Here is a 16,865-nt window from a genome sequence, read left to right as displayed (position 1 = left end):
AAGAAAATGAAAATCAATTATAAAAAGAGTCTGCTGCCTTTGCTAGCATTGTGTCTGGGTCTATCAATAACAGGATGTGCCAATACAGCAGCCGTATTTCGAGATGGTTCATTTCAGGAAGTTGATCTTTCAGAATTGAGCTTTCCTTTAAAAGAGGAAAAAAGCATTCAGGGAATGATCAGTTTTCCACCCAGTACAGAATCTGATCCGAATAAGAAGACAATATTTAAACGCCTTGAAGAAGATACCAATGTCCATGTCAACTGGAGAGCCATTCAGAGTGACCAGTGGCCGGATAAAATTCAGTTAGCAATGTCCAATCCGGCAAAAATGTCTGACTTTGTGTTTTCTGCCGGTTTCTCGGATAATGATTTGCTTCGATATGCAGATCAGGGAGTTATTATTCCGCTTGAAGACTATATTGATGCCTATATGCCAAATCTGAAAGCGGTTTTCGAGAAATATCCCGAATATAAAGCCATGAGTACGGATCCGGATGGCCATATCTGGGCTCTTCCCTGGATTGAACAGCTGGGCTCCAACAAAACCGCAATTCAGACGATTAGCGGAATGAGCTTTATCAATAAAAAATGGCTGGATTTTCTGGGTCTTGAAATTCCGGAAACAGTCGAAGAGTTTGAACAGGTCCTGATTGCATTTAAGGATAACGCAGATAAACTCCAGAAGGAATTTAATATTGAAGGATCCATTATTCCAATGTCTGCGATTATTAATGATGGTGATCAGGATCCAGCCATTCTGACCAATGGTTTTGGAGAAGGGTATGGAGATAACGATCACAAAAGACACATTGCAGTAACTGATGATAAACAGGTAATCAGTACAGCAGTACAGCCCGGATTTCGTGAAGGAATTGAATGGCTGCATAAACTGTATGAACAGGGTCTGATTGATAATGAAGCATTTACCCAGGAATGGGCCAACTATGTCGCCAAAGGGAAATCAGGACGATACGGAGTCTGCTTCTCGTGGGATGTAGCAAATATTGATAATCTGCAGGATTGGGTTCCACTGCCTCCTTTAAAAGCAGATAAGCAGGTTGTGACTCCGCAAAATGGTTCATATACTTCTGGATATGACCGCGGACGAACTGTCATTACCGCAAAGGCACAAAACCCGGCTTTGGTTGCAGCATGGTTAGATCAGATGTATGCGCCGCTGCAGTCTCCTCAGAATAACTGGGGAACATATGGAGAAGATGATAACTTTGATATCTTCGAAATGGGCGTCAATGAACAGGGTGAACCAATGCTTCAACATGCAGATTTAGGAGATGAATCTCCAGTTGAAGTTCGGGAAAAAGAGTCGGTCGGAGGACCACTGGCTATTCTGGATGACTATTATGGGGAATATGTAACAACTCCAGGAGACGCTCAATATCGTCTGGACTGGATCGAAGACTATTACACGCCTTATATGAAAGCAAAATATGTCTATCCGAATGTCTTCATGTCCCAGGAGGATTCTGAAAGACTGGCTATTTTACAGACAGATATTGAAAAGTATACCAACATGAAACGATCAGAATGGATCCGTGATGGTTTAACTGATAAGGACTGGGAAGAATATCTCAAAAAACTTAATGACTACGGTCTTGAAGAATATCTGGCTATTTTCCAGAAAAACCTGGACAGCTTTTATGATGAAGAAAAAGTCATTGAAGCTGAAGATGCTCTTGAAGAAGGAAAGAGCGATCATTCTGAAAAAGGCAGTAACAAAGAATCAGAAAATAATTCTTAGAAAGAACAGAAATAAAGTATGTATGATAACGATATGAATCAAAAGAAAAGAGAGCATGTAGATATTCAGACGGATGAAGTTTCTGATTTTCTCAGAGGCTGTCGTGAATACGAACAGAAGCATGGTGGGGCAATTCCTCCTTTTGCCCGCCCGGCTTTTCATCTGAGTCCCTATATTGGATGGATGAATGATCCGAATGGATTTTCCTATTATAACAATCAGTTTCATCTGTTTTACCAGTACAATCCATATGGAACAGTCTGGGATTCGATGCACTGGGGCCATGCCGTATCTGACGATCTGCTGAGCTGGAAGCACCTTCCAGCTGCGCTTGCTCCGGACCAGGAATATGATGCAAGCGGCTGCTTTTCTGGCAGTGCTGAAACACTTGATGATGGCAGACAGATTCTGATGTATACAAGCGTTGGAAAGATTAAGGATGCAGAGGGGAATCTTGTCGAAAGACAGACTCAGTCAATTGCGTTTGGCGACGGATTGAACTATCAGAAATATGAAAACAACCCCGTTCTGAACGCTTCTGACTTACCCGAAGGCGGCAGTCCGGTTGACTTTCGGGACCCAAAAATCTTCAGGGATACGGATGGTCATTATAAGGCGGTAATCGCTAATCGTGCGGCTGACGGAAGCGGGCAGATTCTACTGTTCAGCTCACCAGATGCTCTCGATTGGAAGTTTGAAAGTGTTTTGCTGAAAAATAACCGCAGACATGGACTGATGTGGGAATGTCCGGATCTGTTTTGCCTGGATGGAAAAGATGTTCTGATTATGAGCCCACAGGATATGTATCCATCCGGTCTGGAATATGCGTCCGGAAATGGAACTATGGCAGTCATCGGAAAAATTGATCCGGAAGATCAGACATTTCATGAACAGAATAATCATTCAATTGATTATGGAATTGATTTTTATGCTCCTCAGACCCTCCTGACTCCAGATGGACGAAGAATCATGACGGCCTGGATGCAAAACTGGGATACGGTTGGGCATCGGAAGAATACGATGGGCTGGTTCTCGCAGATGACTGTTCCTCGGGAATTATCGATTCAAAATGGCAGGCTGATCCAGAATCCGGTGCGTGAAATTGAGCAGTACCGTCATGATCCAGTGGAATATAAAGGAGTTCTGCTTGATCATGAAAAAATCGTTCTTGATGGAATTCAGGGCAGAATCGCAGATATAGAGCTGGTGATACATCCGGATCAGAGCGAAGATTCCTATCGGAAGTTTAAGATGTATTTTGCACAAGATCATCGCTTCTATACTGAAATTGTATTTGACAGAGAAAATCAGACCGTGATGGTTAATCGTCAGAATTCAGGAACGAGAAGATCGTATGTTCATCAGCGTACGATGAAAGTTCATGCACAAGATGGAGTGCTGAAACTGAGAATTTTACTGGATCGTTTCAGTGCTGAAGTATTTGTTAATGATGGACAGCAGGCTATGAGTACTGTGATCTATACCGATCAGGATAAAGAAGGAATTTCTTTTGAATGTGATGGCCGCTGCCTGGTAGATGTCGTCAAATACGATCTGAGTTAACTTAAGTTTTAGATCAATTGAAAAACACAAAAAAAGCGCTGCACCCGGATGTTGTCAGGCGGGCTGCGGCGCTTTTCGTATTTTTTAAAAAATCAGAAAACTAAAAGTGACTTCCCGGTTTCGAGAAGTCATTTTGTCATTTAGTTATGGCGTTAGATTACAGGCAGCTGGCATCTGTTACAGGTGCATGACACGCTCTTTGATTTCCTGAGTGCGGCCCTGGTTCCAGAACTGAGTTCCGATGTATCCGCAGGTACGGCGGGCTACGTTCATCTTATCCTGATCGGTATTGCCGCAATGAGGGCACTGCCAGATCAGCTTGTGATTTTCATCTTCAACGATCTGAATCTCGCCTTCATAGCCGCATTCCTGACAGTAGTCGGATTTGGTGTTGAGTTCGGCATACATAATGTTGTCATAAATATGCTGAAGCAAAGCCATAACGGCTGGCAGGTTGTTTTGCATGTCAGGAACTTCTACATAAGAAATGGCTCCACCTGGAGAGAGTTTCTGAAACTGTGATTCCAGAGTCAGTTTCGAGAACGCATCGATTGGTTCTGTGACATGAATATGGTACGAGTTGGTGATGTAATTGCGGTCAGTAACATGCTCAATGATTCCAAAACGATCCTGCAGTTTCTTAGCGAATTTATAGGTCGTGGATTCCATCGGCGTTCCATATAAGGAGAAGTCGATGTTGGTCTGAGCGCGCCACTTGGCACAGGCTGCATTGAGGTATTCCATAATCCGTTTTCCAAAAGCGTTGCCTTCTGGATGAGTATGGGATTCACCAGTCATGTAGTAAACTGCTTCACAAAGGCCAGCATAGCCCAGGGAAATTGTAGAATATCCGCCATAAAGCAGCTTGTCGATTGGTTCTCCCTTTTCAAGACGGGCTAAGGCACCGTTTTGCCAGAGAATCGGAGCGACATCGCTTGGTGTATGAAGCAGTCTGTTGTGACGATACATTAATGCGCGATAGCACAGATCGAGACGCTCGTCCATAATCCGCCAGAATTCTTTTTCGTCCTGTTTAGAAGAGCAGGCCACATCAACGAGGTTTAATGTGACAACGCCCTGATTGAAACGGCCGTAATACTGAGGTTTGCCTTCTTGGTTGACAAAAGGTGTTAAGAAGGAACGGCATCCCATGCAGGGATAGCAATGGCCTTCACCGTTCTTATCGACTTTAAGACCCAGCATCATCTTTTCGGAGATGTAGTCAGGAACCATTCGCTTTGCGGTACACTCTGCAGCCAGTTTTGTCAGATAGTAGTATTCGCTGCCTTCATGGATGTTGTTTTCCTCAAGAACATAAATCAGTTTTGGGAAAGCTGGAGTGATATAGACTCCGTCTTCATTTTTGACCCCGAGAATTCTCTGTTTGAGAACCGCTTCAATAATGGAAGCCAGGTCTTTACGGGTCTGTGGGTCTTCTACTTCATTCAGGTACATGAAGACCGTAATGAATGGAGCCTGACCATTGGTTGTCATCAGAGTGATGACCTGATACTGAATGATCTGAACACCGCGTTCGATTTCTTTTTGTACCCTCATTTCAGCGATTTCATTGACAGTCGTTTCATCGGCCGGAAGATTGAGGCTTTCAAGTTCTTCACGAACTTCAACCCGCGCTTTTTCTCTGGAGACCTGTACAAATGGAGCCAGATGAGAAAGGGTGATCGACTGCCCGCCATATTGAGAGCTTGCTACCTGAGCAATAATCTGAGTTGCAATATTGCAGGCGGTCGAAAAACTATGAGGTCTTTCGATCATGGTTTCAGAAATGACTGTTCCATTCTGGAGCATGTCTTCGAGGTTGACCAGACAGCAGTTATGCATGTGCTGGGCAAAATAGTCTGAATCATGGAAATGAATGATGCCGTTGTCGTGAGCTTCCATAATGTCATGCGGAAGTAAAAAACGCCGGGTAATATCTTTGGAAACTTCACCAGCCATGTAGTCGCGCTGAACGGAATTGACAAGAGGATTCTTATTGGAATTTTCCTGTTTTACTTCTTCGTTGTTTCTTTCAAGCAGGGACATGATCTGTTTGTCAGTTGAGTTTGCCTTACGGACCAGGGCTCTTTCATAACGGTAAGTAATATAGTTTTTTGCGACAGCATAGAATCCTGAGGACATCAGATCGGCTTCGACGATATCCTGAATTTCTTCTACGTTTGGGGCGCGGTTCATCTTTTCACACTCGAGGGCAACGGATTCAGCCACTGCAAGAATCTGCTGTTCGGTCAGCTGATTGTGGGTTGTTGCCGCATTGGCCTTACGGATTGCGTTTTCGATTTTAGAAACATTGAAGATGACTTCTTCACCGCTTCGTTTGATGACTTTCATTTCTCCTCCTTCTATTTTTTATATTCATGTGGTTCTGAATTTTTGTTATTGGTTCTGTGGTATTTCCTGATTCTTATCTTTTGAATCTTAGTGTTTTATTTCATGCCATCCGGCTGGGGTTTAAGCAGGGTTTCAGCCGGCAAAAGGCATTGCCTATACTGTAACTGGTATTTTGGGTAAAAAACAGCCTTGTAATTTCGCCATGATAAAGCTTCCTAAGTATAAGCGCAACCACCAGAAGACTACCGATTGATGCCTGAAAGGAAAAAATGACTCTCAAAAAAGCGGATCAGGCAACAAAAAGAGCAAAAAACAACAGAAAAATATCGTTTGTTAACGAAGGAAAGGAAAAGCCGGTTTGCTTCTTTTTTCTGTCTGATTCGCAAAAAAGCACGTCAGAAACCGCCGCAGAAAATTAAATGTAAAAAAAAACAGCCGGAATTTCTTCCGGCTTTTATCCTGATTCACTATGCATTGCTTACAGACTTCTTTCTTTTAAGGCAAATTCGAATGCGTCAGACAAAATCCGGATGAATCCACTTTGCTTCTGGTTGTCAGATTCTGTTTCTGAATTTCCTGTTTTGCTTTTCGATTGTTTGATGGCGCTAAAGCTCTGTTTTTGAATAGATGGCTTTACCGATAATCTGAACTGGAGTTGTTACGATTTCTTCATGAGTGAAGATCTTTGGTTCAACATCCGGGTTGGCAGCCATTAAAACCCAGCAGTTTGGTTTCTTGATCAGTGTCTTGACCGTCACTTCGTCATGGTTGATCAGAAATACGCCGATGGATCCGCTTGGAATGTCCGTGCAGGATTTAACAAAGAGAAGGTCGCCATCGTGGATGTTGGCATCCTTCATCGAGTTGCCGGTTACGCGAAGGAAGTAGTCTCCCTTGTGAAAATCGGACTCAGAAACCGTTTCGTATCCCTCCATGTTTTCTTCTGCAAACAGACCATAGCCTGCTTTAACGGTTCCAAGGATCGGCTTTTCATAAGCCAGTCCGTTCACACGGGTCATATCTTCAAGGTCAATGTTGAGCATCTGAGAGATTTTCTCAAGAGTCTCTGGATGAACCTTCTTCGATTTACCGGTGCACCACCGTGAAACGGTGGATTTGGTCACGCCGCAGTAGTCTGCAATGTAGTCATTGTTGACGTTGTTCTGCCGCTTGAACTGAGTAAGTACTTCTGCTATATTCATAATTCTATTTTATATTTTTATGCGTAATCATCAAGACGGATTGCATGAAAAGTTCGTTAAACCAAGGTTTGTGGTTAAATAACGCAATAATGTTGCAATTAAAGATATCTGATATTACCATTTATGCATGAATAGAATAATAGTCCACGGCGATATCAACCACTGTTACGCACAGATCGAAGAGATGCGAAATCCAAAACTTCGAAACGTCCCCATGGCGGTTGGCGGAAGCGAAGAAAAGAGGCATGGAATCATTCTGGCTAAAAACGATCTCGCAAAAGCGGCAGGAGTAAAGACAGGAGAATCATTACGGGATGCCAAGCGCAAATGTCCGGAAATTGTAATCATTCATCCGGATTATGACAGTTATATGTTCTATACAGAGAAGATCAAGGATATTTATCGGAAATATACCGATCGGGTAGAATCCTTTGGCCTTGATGAAGCCTGGATGGATCTGACGCATTCACAGCTTTTATTTGGAGATGGCATCGAACTGGCTAAAAAGATTCAGGATGAGGTGTATCAGACGTATGGAATTACAGTATCCATGGGCATTTCCTATAACAAAATTTACGCAAAACTGGCCAGCGATATTTTTAAGCATAAGGGTTTTGCCCTGATTACTGAAGAAGAAAGGGAAGAGAAGGTTTTTCCATTGGATGCATCAGACTTATTAATGGTCGGATCGAGAACGGCGGCCAAACTAAAGCAGATGGGCATCTTTACGATTGGACAGATTGCCATGGCGGATGTCAATGTGCTCAAGCGGCGTTTTGGTGTGATGGGGATTCTTTTGTGGCAGTATGCCAATGGCTATGACGATTCACAGGTTCATGAAGTGGGCTACCAGAGACCGGTCAAGTCGATCGGAAATTCCAAGACAGTCGTCAAGGATATTGTTTCCATGAGTCAGCTTGAAGAGGTATTTCGAGTCCTGTGTGAATCCTGCGCGATTCGGCTTCGCAATGAAAAAGCGAAGGGAAGAGTCATCAGCATCTGGCTTAGAGGAACCAATTTAAAAGGCAGCGGATGTCAGATGAAGCTTTCTCAGCCAACCGATCTTGCCAGAGATATTCATGCTGCAGCGATGAGTCTGGTGTACCGAATGGGGCTTGAAGAAATTTCGCTGCGCTCAGTCGGAGTCAATGTGAGCGGGCTTTGTTATTCCTTGAAATCGGAGCAGCTTGATCTGTTCCATTCAACGGATGATTTACAGAAACAGCGTTCTCTTGAAAATGTGCTTTATGAAATTCGTAAGCAGTATGGATATCAGAGCTGCCGGATTGCCAGTTCACAGGTGGATGCTGAAATTACGGATTTTGATCCTCTTGAAATACTTCATCAGATTCATCCGGTGGCTGCTCTTGAAGGACCCATTCGAACCAGGTAGATGTCTGCACGAGTTCTGAGCAATCCCGGATTGCAAAAAAGGACAGAAAGGACATTACATTAAGGAAAGGACAAATGGAAAGGACACAAAGGGGGAAGACTACTGGTGAAGGTGTTTAAATACTATGTCGATGTGGCTACGATGATCTTCAGGGATGGGCAGATCGAACCGCTTTGGGTCGTCTGGTGTGATCGAAGATTTCGTGTGGATAAGGTCATATCTGTCAGGGAAACCTATTCAAAAGCCGGGGGCTGTGGAATCTGCTATCGATGCCGCTTCGGGCAAAGTGAGCGAAGTCTTTTCTGGGAAAGAAACCGCTGGTTTCTTGAATCGGAAATGTATTTTCCCGAACAGCTTGAATGATTTGATCCTGCTCCATAAACAGAAAAAGCAAACAGAAAAAGCCCGAAAAAAAGAGCAAACAAACAAAAAGGAAAAGGTTTTCGTCATCACTGCGAAAACCTTTTTTGGCTTTCTTTCTGAAGAGGTGAAGTTCTGAAAACATTTCCTGTGCCTGTAATGCAGGCAATACGGCAATAGGCCGGGAATAGGAGGACGAAACTAACGCGGGATGATTCGCAGCGAAAGCTCATCTTTTCTTTCTTCTTTAAGGGCCTGTTCAGGCTGCCCGTTTAAAAAGAAAGAGACATTTTCCAGATCGGAGCGCACTAAAACATGCAGGGTGTCTAAAGCAATCTGGCATCTTGCACAAGCGGGGTCCTTTGAGTGCTCAAGCAAATAGTCTCCAAGAATTTCCGAAACCAGGACCGTGCGTAAAATGAAGTCATCCGAAGACAGAGAGAATTTCTTTTTAGCGGCCTGACGAAGGGGATAGAAGATATCCTTATTTATATTTTTCAAAGCGGCAGGGTCATCAAGAGCATTTAAAAGCCGCTCGGTCTCTTTGGTCTTCATGTGATTTTTAAGATCATTGATGCTAGCTTTTTGCAGCGCCATGCTGAGCATGTCCGTTAAGAGCGTCAGAGCGCTTTGCCTGCTGATTGAACCGGAGGCAAGCAGGCGGCTGTTTTGCTGCAGAAAGTTTTTCATCCATTCAGAAGACGCAATCAGATTCTCGACTTTAAGCTGTTTTGTATTCCACCAGACATGCTGAAGGTGAAGCTTCTGATGGTAGTCTGCCAATGACAGGTTCAGAATCTTTAAAACAGATGCCTCCAGTGTGCTGGAAGCAGATAATACAGGCGAAGCAAGCAGCGCAAACATCAAAGTGCGCAGCGCCTTATCGGGATGATCTTTTTTGGATTCAATAAGTTTCAGGATCGTCTGTTCTTTCATATGGACCTTATTCTCTTAATTCTCTTCGTTGTTCTCTTCATTCTTTTAGCTTATGTTTTCATATATTATGAACGAATCCTGCAGGTTTCAAGATCCGTTCGGACTTTGTGAAAGGCTTTTTCAATGGAAAAAGTTCGTACATTTCCTGGGCATTCTTCAGGACAAAATGACATAAATCAGATTAACCCATCTGTACCAGACATTGCATGTGTTAGAATCAAGAATCAGGGGGTTATAACAATATGGCGAAAAAAATCTACCAGGTGGAAGAAAAAGTTCCCGGCAGACTGCTTCTGCCTCTGTCTTTACAGCACCTGTTTGCCATGTTCGGAGCGACTGTATTAGTACCGTTCCTGTTTGGCATCAACCCAGCCATCGTATTGCTGATGAATGGTGTGGGTACTCTGCTTTTTATTTGTATCACAAAAGGGAAAGCTCCGGCTTATCTTGGAAGTTCTTTTGCGTTTTTAGGTCCTGGCCTTCTCATTATGGACAAGTGGGGCTATCAGGCTGCGCTTGGAGGATTTGTTGTTGTCGGTGCCATTGGCTGTATTATCGCATTTTGCATTAAACAGTTTGGAACCAAGTGGATTGACATTATTTTACCGCCTGCAGCGATGGGACCGGTTGTCGCACTGATCGGTCTTGAACTGTCCGGTTCTGCAGCGAGCACGGCTGGTCTTCTCGATGAAGTCATCTCAATGAACAATGTCATCATCTTTCTGGTGACTCTTGGTGTCGCAATTATTGGAAATGTATGCTTTCGAAAATTCTTTGGAATCATTCCGATTCTGATTGCGGTAGTCTGCGGATATATTACAGCCGTTTGTCTGGGTGCTGTTGATTTTGCACCGGTTATGAACGCTCCAATCGTTCAGATTCCAGACTTTCGTTTCCCTGAATTCAGACTGGATGCCATTCTGACCATGCTTCCGGTCATTCTGGTCATCTCTTCAGAACACATTGGTCATCAGATCGTAACCAGCCAGATTGTTGGCAGGGATCTGATCAAGGATCCAGGACTTGACCGTACCATGTTTGCTGACAATTTCTCAACCATGATCTCAGGTCTGGTGGGTTCAGTTCCTACAACGACCTATGGTGAAAACATCGGAGTCATGGCGCTCACTGGAGTTTATTCGGTTCAGGTCATTGCAGGCGCTGCTGTTCTTTCTGCAATTTGCGCCTTTATCGGTCCGCTCTGCGCTCTGATCCAGTCCATTCCAAATCCGGTGATCGGTGGAATCTCATTCCTTCTGTATGGAATGATCGGTGTCAGTGGTCTGCGCATCCTGATTGATGAAAAGGTGGATTATGGAAATACCATCAATATGATTCTGACTTCCGTTGTCTTTGTGACGGGTCTTTCCGGAGTCGCTCTGACCATTGGTGATATTACCCTGAAAGGTATGGTTCTTGCAGCTCTGGTTGGTATGCTGATGTCATTGCTGTTTTATATCCTTGCCAAATTTAACCTGCTCAATGAGTCCAGCAGGGAACCGCAGAATGAATTTGCCAAACTGGCAGAGGAAGTGGCAGCAGAGCATAAAAAATAATCATAAAAACGAATATAAACAGTCCAGCAAGTCAGATCAGAAACGTTGATCCTGAATCTGGATTACATTTTGAATAAAACAGGAAACAGACAGAATGATTCGTTTCCTGCTGGCGGCAGATTTTCTGATGAATCCTGCCGCTTTTTTATTTGAGTGGACGGGACTGGTTTCTTCTTTTGCGGCTGAGCAGTCTTTCAAAGCTGCCATTTGAGATGAACTCTGCAAGCGTATACTGCTCCAGAAGGGGGACCGTGTTTGAGAACATTCCAGCTTTTTCTTCGTACAGATCGAGCAGATGTTCAGGAAGAACCATATATCCAGCTCTTAAGGATGGAGAGAGCGATTTGGAAAATGTATTCATATAAATCACCTGATGATTATGATCGAGCGAATACAGAGTGGGCAACGGCGGACCAGACTGAAAGAATTCGCTGTTGTAATCATCTTCAAGAATATAGGCTTTATTTCGATAAGCCCATTCAAGGTATTCATGCCTCTTGGATGCCGAAGCGGTAAAACCGCTTGGCACACTTAAAAAAGGAGTGACATGCAAAATATTGGCCTGGCAGCCATTCAATGCCTCTGATTCAATTCCATCTTCCAGAATTGGCAAAGGATGAACATGGATATGGTGAGCGGCATAGATTCGTGGAATCTGCTGGTAGCATGGATCTTCAATCGCGATCGATTCGATGGAATCAAACATTCTCAAAACAATCTGATAAAGACTTTCAGCTCCGCTTGAAACGATAACCTGAGAAGGCTGCACTTTCATTCCTCTGGATTCAAAAAGATAGGCAGCGATGGCATTGCGCAGTCTTGCACATCCTTTAGAGGGTGATTTTTGCAGCAGCCGATCCGATTCAGTGGTAATGACATGGCGCAAAGTACGGTACCAGAGCGAACCTGGAAAGTCGGACACCGGAGCAGCCGGCTCTTCTTCAAGCCACTTGATTTCAAATGGTTCACTTTGCTTTTTATAGGAGGGCTGAGGAAGAACATAGGTTCCTGACCTGGTTCTTGCCTCGATATATCCCTCCGCTTCAAGCTGATCAAGAGCATGTTCAACAGTGATCAGAGAAACTTTTAAATGAGAAGCGAGTTCACGTTTGGAAGGAAGCCTGGTATGGGGAGCGATTTCTTTGGTTATGATATCTTCGCGAATTTGTTCATAAAGAGATCGGGATAGAGGTTTGGTTAAAATATAGGATTTCATCTGGTCTTATAATTCTTTCTGCTTTTGGTTATTTTTTTATATCCAGAAAAAAATTATACTGAAAATAAATTTTCAGAAAATCCATAAAAACAGTTTTTTCAATTATTTTGTCGGATTGATGGAAATGGAAGCTGAATAGCTGAAAGGAATTCATTATGGAAAATAGAATACTGCTTAGAAAGAATACCCCCATCTGGATAACGACCTGTGCTCTTTTCATGGCTTTGACCATTGCCTTATCGAGTTTTGGCGTTCCAGTACCCGGTGGAAAACTTTATCTTTGTGATATTTCCATCGTTACAGCCGCCCTGCTGCTCGATCCTGTCAGTGCCATGCTCGTAGGCGGAATCGGAAGCTTTTTAGGAGATATGATCTTTTATCCTGCTCCGATGTTTGTTTCTCTGGTTGTTCATGGACTGCAGGCGTATGTGATCAGCTGGTGTGCTCACAATACCTTCAAAAACAAACCGATTTACGGAGCTCTTTTGGGCGTCACTTTAGGGACAATCATTCTTGTCGGTGGGTATACACTTGGTAAAATCTATGTATACAGTACATTTGAATACGCGATGACCAAATTGCCTTTTGAAATCCTGCAAGGTGTAATCGGAGCGGTCTGCGGTATCCTTCTCTGTTATGGAGCCGGATTAAAAAGGATCTATGAACGAATGGTTTTACGGCATCATCAGTGATTACTTCCCGCAAAAAAAATGAGCTCTTTGCAGCATTGACCGTTAAATAACGGATGGATAAAAGAGATCCGGACCGATTGATGATTGAAACAGAATCACGACTTATGCCCTCTGCATAGTTCAGGATGAGATAGAAGCATGCTGCGATTCATCGCAGGACGGAGAGATACTATGCCTGCATATTCTGCCATCATACTGGCTGCCGGAAAAGGCAGCCGAACCCATCTTGATTACAATAAGGTCTTTTACCATCTTGATTCCAATCATACGGTTCTTGATCGTTCGCTGGAACTTTTTGAATCCGATCCTGACTGCAAACAGATCATTGGGGTCTGCGCTTCTTATGAAAAGGATTATGTTGAAAAAAACTATTCAAAATATTCGAAGCTTTCCTGGACCGTGGGAGGAAATACCCGTCAGGAATCGGTTTTTAATGGACTTCAGAAAGTAAAGATGCCTGTTGTCATGATTCATGACGGCGCCAGACCTTTTTTAAAACGGGAATCTCTGGAAGCACTCAAGCATATGATGAACTTTGAAAAAGCCGCGCTTTTGATGACTCCGGCGATTGATACGATAAAAATTGTCGATGAAAGCGGCTATGTTGTCATGACACCAGCGCGAGAACAGATTTATCATGCCCAGACTCCTCAGGCGTTTATGACCGATCTGATTTTGCAGGCGCATCTGGAGGCTCAGAAAACCGGAATTGAAGGAACGGATGATGCGCAGCTTGTTGAACGCTTTACCCATGTACCGGTGGCCTGTGTCATCGGAGATCCTTCCAATACCAAAATCACAAATCCGGATGATTTAGATCACCTGGTTCAGGATTGATCAGCTCTTTGAGTATCCTGAGAAAACTTAAAAAAAGAAAATTTGAATCTGAATCTGAATCTGAGTATTTAATGCAGGCGGAATCCCATCGGGATCTGCCTGTATTTTTCATGTACTCAGAACCTGAAGATATGATCATACGATAAGCAGAAAAGTTTCGAATTCGACAGGATGAAAAGAGGCAATACATAAGACGTTCAAAAACAAAGCCGGAATGATCGCAGGTTTGGCTGAAATCTTACAGAGCAAGTCATCTGATGCCAAGGCGCCAAAAAACTGATTACAATGAAAACTATGATGCAAAAAATTAAAACCGATCAAAACAGTCCAGCCAATCCAACCAGTCTTAAAACCGGACTGACAAAACAGGAATATGAAAATGCTCCAAAAAACATCACAGAAGACTCTTCTCAGAAATCCACAGGAAAGATCATCTGCGAACACGTCTTTACCTTCTTTAATTTTTTAAATGTGGTGATTGCTTTCTTTATTGTTCTGACCGGAAGCTATCGAAACCTGATGTTTATGGGGGTTGTGATTTCCAATACAGTCATTGGCTTGTGGCAGGAACTTCATTCAAGAAAAATCCTCAGCCGTCTGGCCATCATATCCCAGGCTCATTTTCAGGTCTTAAGAGATTCAGAGATCGTTACGATTGCTTCTGATGAAATTGCATTAAATGATTTACTGATCCTTGAACAGGGCAATCAGGTTCCAGTCGATGGAGTACTTGTCTCTGGAGCCTGTCAGGTCAATGAATCCGCACTGACCGGAGAATCGGATGATATTGATAAAAGCGTTGGAGATCCAATCACTTCCGGAAGCTTTGTCACTGCAGGGAAATGCATGATGCAGGTTGAAAATGTTGGTGAACGTACCTTTATGTACTCCATCATGCAGCAGGCGAAAAGAAGCCGCCGGTTTCCTTCACAGCTACGCGATTCTCTCAATCAGATCATTCATTTCTGTACGTTATTTCTGATTCCAACCGGAATCCTGCTGTTTGTAAAGATGTATTTTTTCAGCCACACCACCTGGCAGCAGGCCGTCTTGTCCTCTTCAGCCAGTATGATTGGAATGATTCCAGAAGGATTAGTCATCTTAACCAGTGTGGCTTTATTTGTATCTGTCTCAAAACTGGCGATGCAGGAGGTGCTGGTTCAGGAACTCTACTGCATTGAAACGCTGGCCAGAGTTTCTACCCTTTGTCTCGATAAAACTGGAACGATCACAACCGGAAACATGAAGGTGGATGATCTGATTCCCATGTCAGATATGGATAAAGATCAATGCATACAATCGCTTGGTCTTTTATACCATTCGCTTGATGATGAAAATGCTACCGCAAAAGCGATTCGAGCCTATGCTCCAGCTATAAAAAATGGCTCCAAAGCGGATAATATCTTTCCGTTTTCGAGCCGGACCAAGTTTTCTGGAGCAGTCTTTGGCGATACGACCTGGATTGCCGGGGCTTACTCTTTTGTTTTTGAAAAACAAGATCCGGAAGTGACCAAAAAGATCAATTCCTATGCGGACCAGGGAAAGCGGGTTCTTGTCCTTGCCAGAGGTCCAAAACTTACGAAGCTTGAAAAAGGAAACTATGAACTGATTGCATTGATAGTAATTGAAGACGAAATTCGCCCCGATGCCAAGCGGATTCTTGAGTATTTTCGATCTCAGGATGTGAACCTGAAAGTCATTTCCGGAGATGCACCGACAACTGTTGCGGCTTTGGCTAAAAGAGCGGGTGTAAGTGGCAAGGCGGTCGATATGGCTGTATGGGCAAAAGGTCATCCTGAAAACCAGGGCCTTGCAGAATTAATGGAAGAATGCAATGTATTTGGACGAGTGACCCCAGAACAGAAAAAAGCTATGGTTTTGGCACTGAAGGAAAAAGGTCAGACAGTGGCCATGACCGGAGATGGCGTCAATGATGTGCTTGCCTTAAAGGAAGCGGATTGTTCGATTGCCATGGGAAGCGGAACCCAGGCTGCCAGATCAGTAGCTTCTGTCATTCTGCTTAAGGACCAGTTTGATGCCTTGCCTTCGATTCTGCTTGAAGGAAGAAGAGTCATCAATAATATCCAGAGAACAGCTTCCCTGTTTCTGGTCAAAACTCTGTTTTCCTTTGGACTTTCGATGCTGACATTGTTCTGGCTGGCGAGATACCCATTTGAACCCATTCAGCTGACACTGGTTTCATTTTTAGGGGTTGGACTTCCTTCATTTGTTTTAACATTAGAACCCAATCACGCCAGAGTCAGCGGAAATTTCCTGCTGAATGTTTTATCCAAAGCCATTCCGGGAGCCTTAACTGTGATCTTCATGGTGGTTCTGACTGCCTTGCTGCAGACTCCGTTAAGGATGGATGCCCAGACGTTCTCTACAGTCTGCACATGGGCTGCTGGATTTAATGCATTGTGGGTCCTTTTCTATATTTCACAGCCTCTTTCCTGGATGCGAAAAGCGCTGATCATAACGATGACGGTCGCCTTCTTTCTGGCAATGATTTTTTTGCCCAAACTGTATTCCGTTGTCTTTTTGACACTTCCTCAATATCTGTATGTGGCAGCAATGGGAATAGCAATTCCTCTGATTCTAAAAGGATTGTTTAAGCTGAACTGGAAAAAGGTTCTTAATTCACGGATCTTTACCAGAGAAGGCTGGAAAAAGGGATAAACCAGAAAAGAAAAGATAATAGGATAATAAAAAAGATTATAGAAGGGAAAGAATCCCTCGCAAGACAAAAACTGATCACCCTTACCGTTTGCCGGATAAACCAAACGGTTGGAATATCAACAGAATGAACCAAAGAGAATGAATATTTAGGAGTCCAAAAGAAACAGGAACTTTCAATAAAGGCCTGTTTCTTTTGTAACCTTTTGAAATTTGCACGGGCTTTTATTCCCGGTTATCCCTGAATACCATCAAAGGCGGAAATCTTCTCTGTGCTCCAGCTTTCCTCTCAGGAAAGTCGGAAACGGAAGATTTCCGCCT

Annotated in this window: 12 protein-coding genes; 8 read left to right on the top strand and 4 right to left on the bottom strand. The window is 43.5% G+C overall.

Features of this window, described 5'->3' with window-relative positions; all coding sequences use genetic code 11:
• Nucleotides 1-6 precede the first annotated feature (6 nt).
• Together BO222_RS09455 and BO222_RS09450 are read left to right on the top strand one after the other, a co-directional pair.
• Nucleotides 7-1,761, top strand: a complete 1,755-nt coding sequence (locus tag BO222_RS09455; protein WP_075820494.1) for an extracellular solute-binding protein — start codon at nt 7-9, stop codon at nt 1,759-1,761.
• An 18-nt stretch (nt 1,762-1,779) separates the two neighbouring features.
• Nucleotides 1,780-3,324: a glycoside hydrolase family 32 protein gene (locus tag BO222_RS09450; protein WP_198932049.1), complete on the top strand. Its 1,545-nt coding sequence runs from the start codon at nt 1,780-1,782 to the stop codon at nt 3,322-3,324.
• Between the two features lie 177 nt (nt 3,325-3,501).
• Here the strand turns inward: BO222_RS09450 and nrdD are convergent, their stop codons facing one another.
• Entirely contained in the window at nt 3,502-5,676 is a 2,175-nt protein-coding gene (gene nrdD / locus BO222_RS09445; RefSeq protein WP_075820492.1) for an anaerobic ribonucleoside-triphosphate reductase, read from the bottom strand.
• A 605-nt stretch (nt 5,677-6,281) separates the two neighbouring features.
• On the bottom strand, nt 6,282-6,878 hold the full coding sequence (locus BO222_RS09440; RefSeq protein WP_075820490.1) for a LexA family protein: 597 nt from the start codon (nt 6,876-6,878) through the stop codon (nt 6,282-6,284).
• Between the two features lie 127 nt (nt 6,879-7,005).
• Here BO222_RS09440 and BO222_RS09435 point away from each other — a divergent pair, with 127 nt between their 5' ends.
• Entirely contained in the window at nt 7,006-8,271 is a 1,266-nt protein-coding gene (locus BO222_RS09435) for a DNA polymerase Y family protein (RefSeq protein ID WP_075820488.1), read from the top strand.
• Nucleotides 8,272-8,376: 105 nt separating this feature from the next.
• A complete protein-coding gene (locus tag BO222_RS09430; RefSeq protein WP_075820486.1) occupies nt 8,377-8,634 on the top strand; it encodes a hypothetical protein in 258 nt (85 codons plus the stop codon).
• 198 nt (nt 8,635-8,832) lie between these two features.
• On the opposite strand, the gene BO222_RS09425 is transcribed toward BO222_RS09430, so the two are convergent.
• Nucleotides 8,833-9,567: a hypothetical protein gene (locus BO222_RS09425; protein ID WP_075820484.1), complete on the bottom strand. Its 735-nt coding sequence runs from the start codon at nt 9,565-9,567 to the stop codon at nt 8,833-8,835.
• A gap of 242 nt (nt 9,568-9,809) precedes the next feature.
• Between BO222_RS09425 and uraA the strand changes: the two genes are divergently transcribed.
• Nucleotides 9,810-11,123, top strand: coding sequence for a uracil permease (gene uraA / locus BO222_RS09420; RefSeq protein WP_075820482.1), 1,314 nt, complete (start codon nt 9,810-9,812; stop codon nt 11,121-11,123).
• Between the two features lie 145 nt (nt 11,124-11,268).
• Here uraA and pdxR read toward each other — a convergent pair whose 3' ends face one another.
• Entirely contained in the window at nt 11,269-12,339 is a 1,071-nt protein-coding gene (gene pdxR, locus BO222_RS09415) for a MocR-like pyridoxine biosynthesis transcription factor PdxR (protein ID WP_075820480.1), read from the bottom strand.
• A gap of 155 nt (nt 12,340-12,494) precedes the next feature.
• Between pdxR and BO222_RS09410 the strand changes: the two genes are divergently transcribed.
• The 3 genes from BO222_RS09410 to BO222_RS09400 all read left to right on the top strand — a co-directional run bounded on the left by BO222_RS09410 (nt 12,495) and on the right by BO222_RS09400 (nt 16,547).
• A complete protein-coding gene (locus tag BO222_RS09410; RefSeq protein WP_075820478.1) occupies nt 12,495-13,031 on the top strand; it encodes an ECF transporter S component in 537 nt (178 codons plus the stop codon).
• Between the two features lie 171 nt (nt 13,032-13,202).
• Nucleotides 13,203-13,868, top strand: coding sequence for a 2-C-methyl-D-erythritol 4-phosphate cytidylyltransferase (ispD, locus tag BO222_RS09405; RefSeq protein WP_075820476.1), 666 nt, complete (start codon nt 13,203-13,205; stop codon nt 13,866-13,868).
• 294 nt (nt 13,869-14,162) lie between these two features.
• Nucleotides 14,163-16,547 (top strand): HAD-IC family P-type ATPase, encoded by a 2,385-nt coding sequence (locus tag BO222_RS09400; RefSeq protein WP_158024588.1) that lies wholly within the window; start codon nt 14,163-14,165, stop codon nt 16,545-16,547.
• Nucleotides 16,548-16,865: the final 318 nt, after the last annotated feature.

The sequence above is a fragment of the Ileibacterium valens genome, from assembly GCF_001945525.1.
In the GTDB taxonomy this organism is placed as follows: domain Bacteria; phylum Bacillota_I; class Bacilli_A; order Erysipelotrichales; family Erysipelotrichaceae; genus Ileibacterium; species Ileibacterium valens.
The sequence above is the reverse complement of the archived record's forward strand: the minus strand, read 5'-3'. Positions and strand labels throughout refer to the sequence as shown.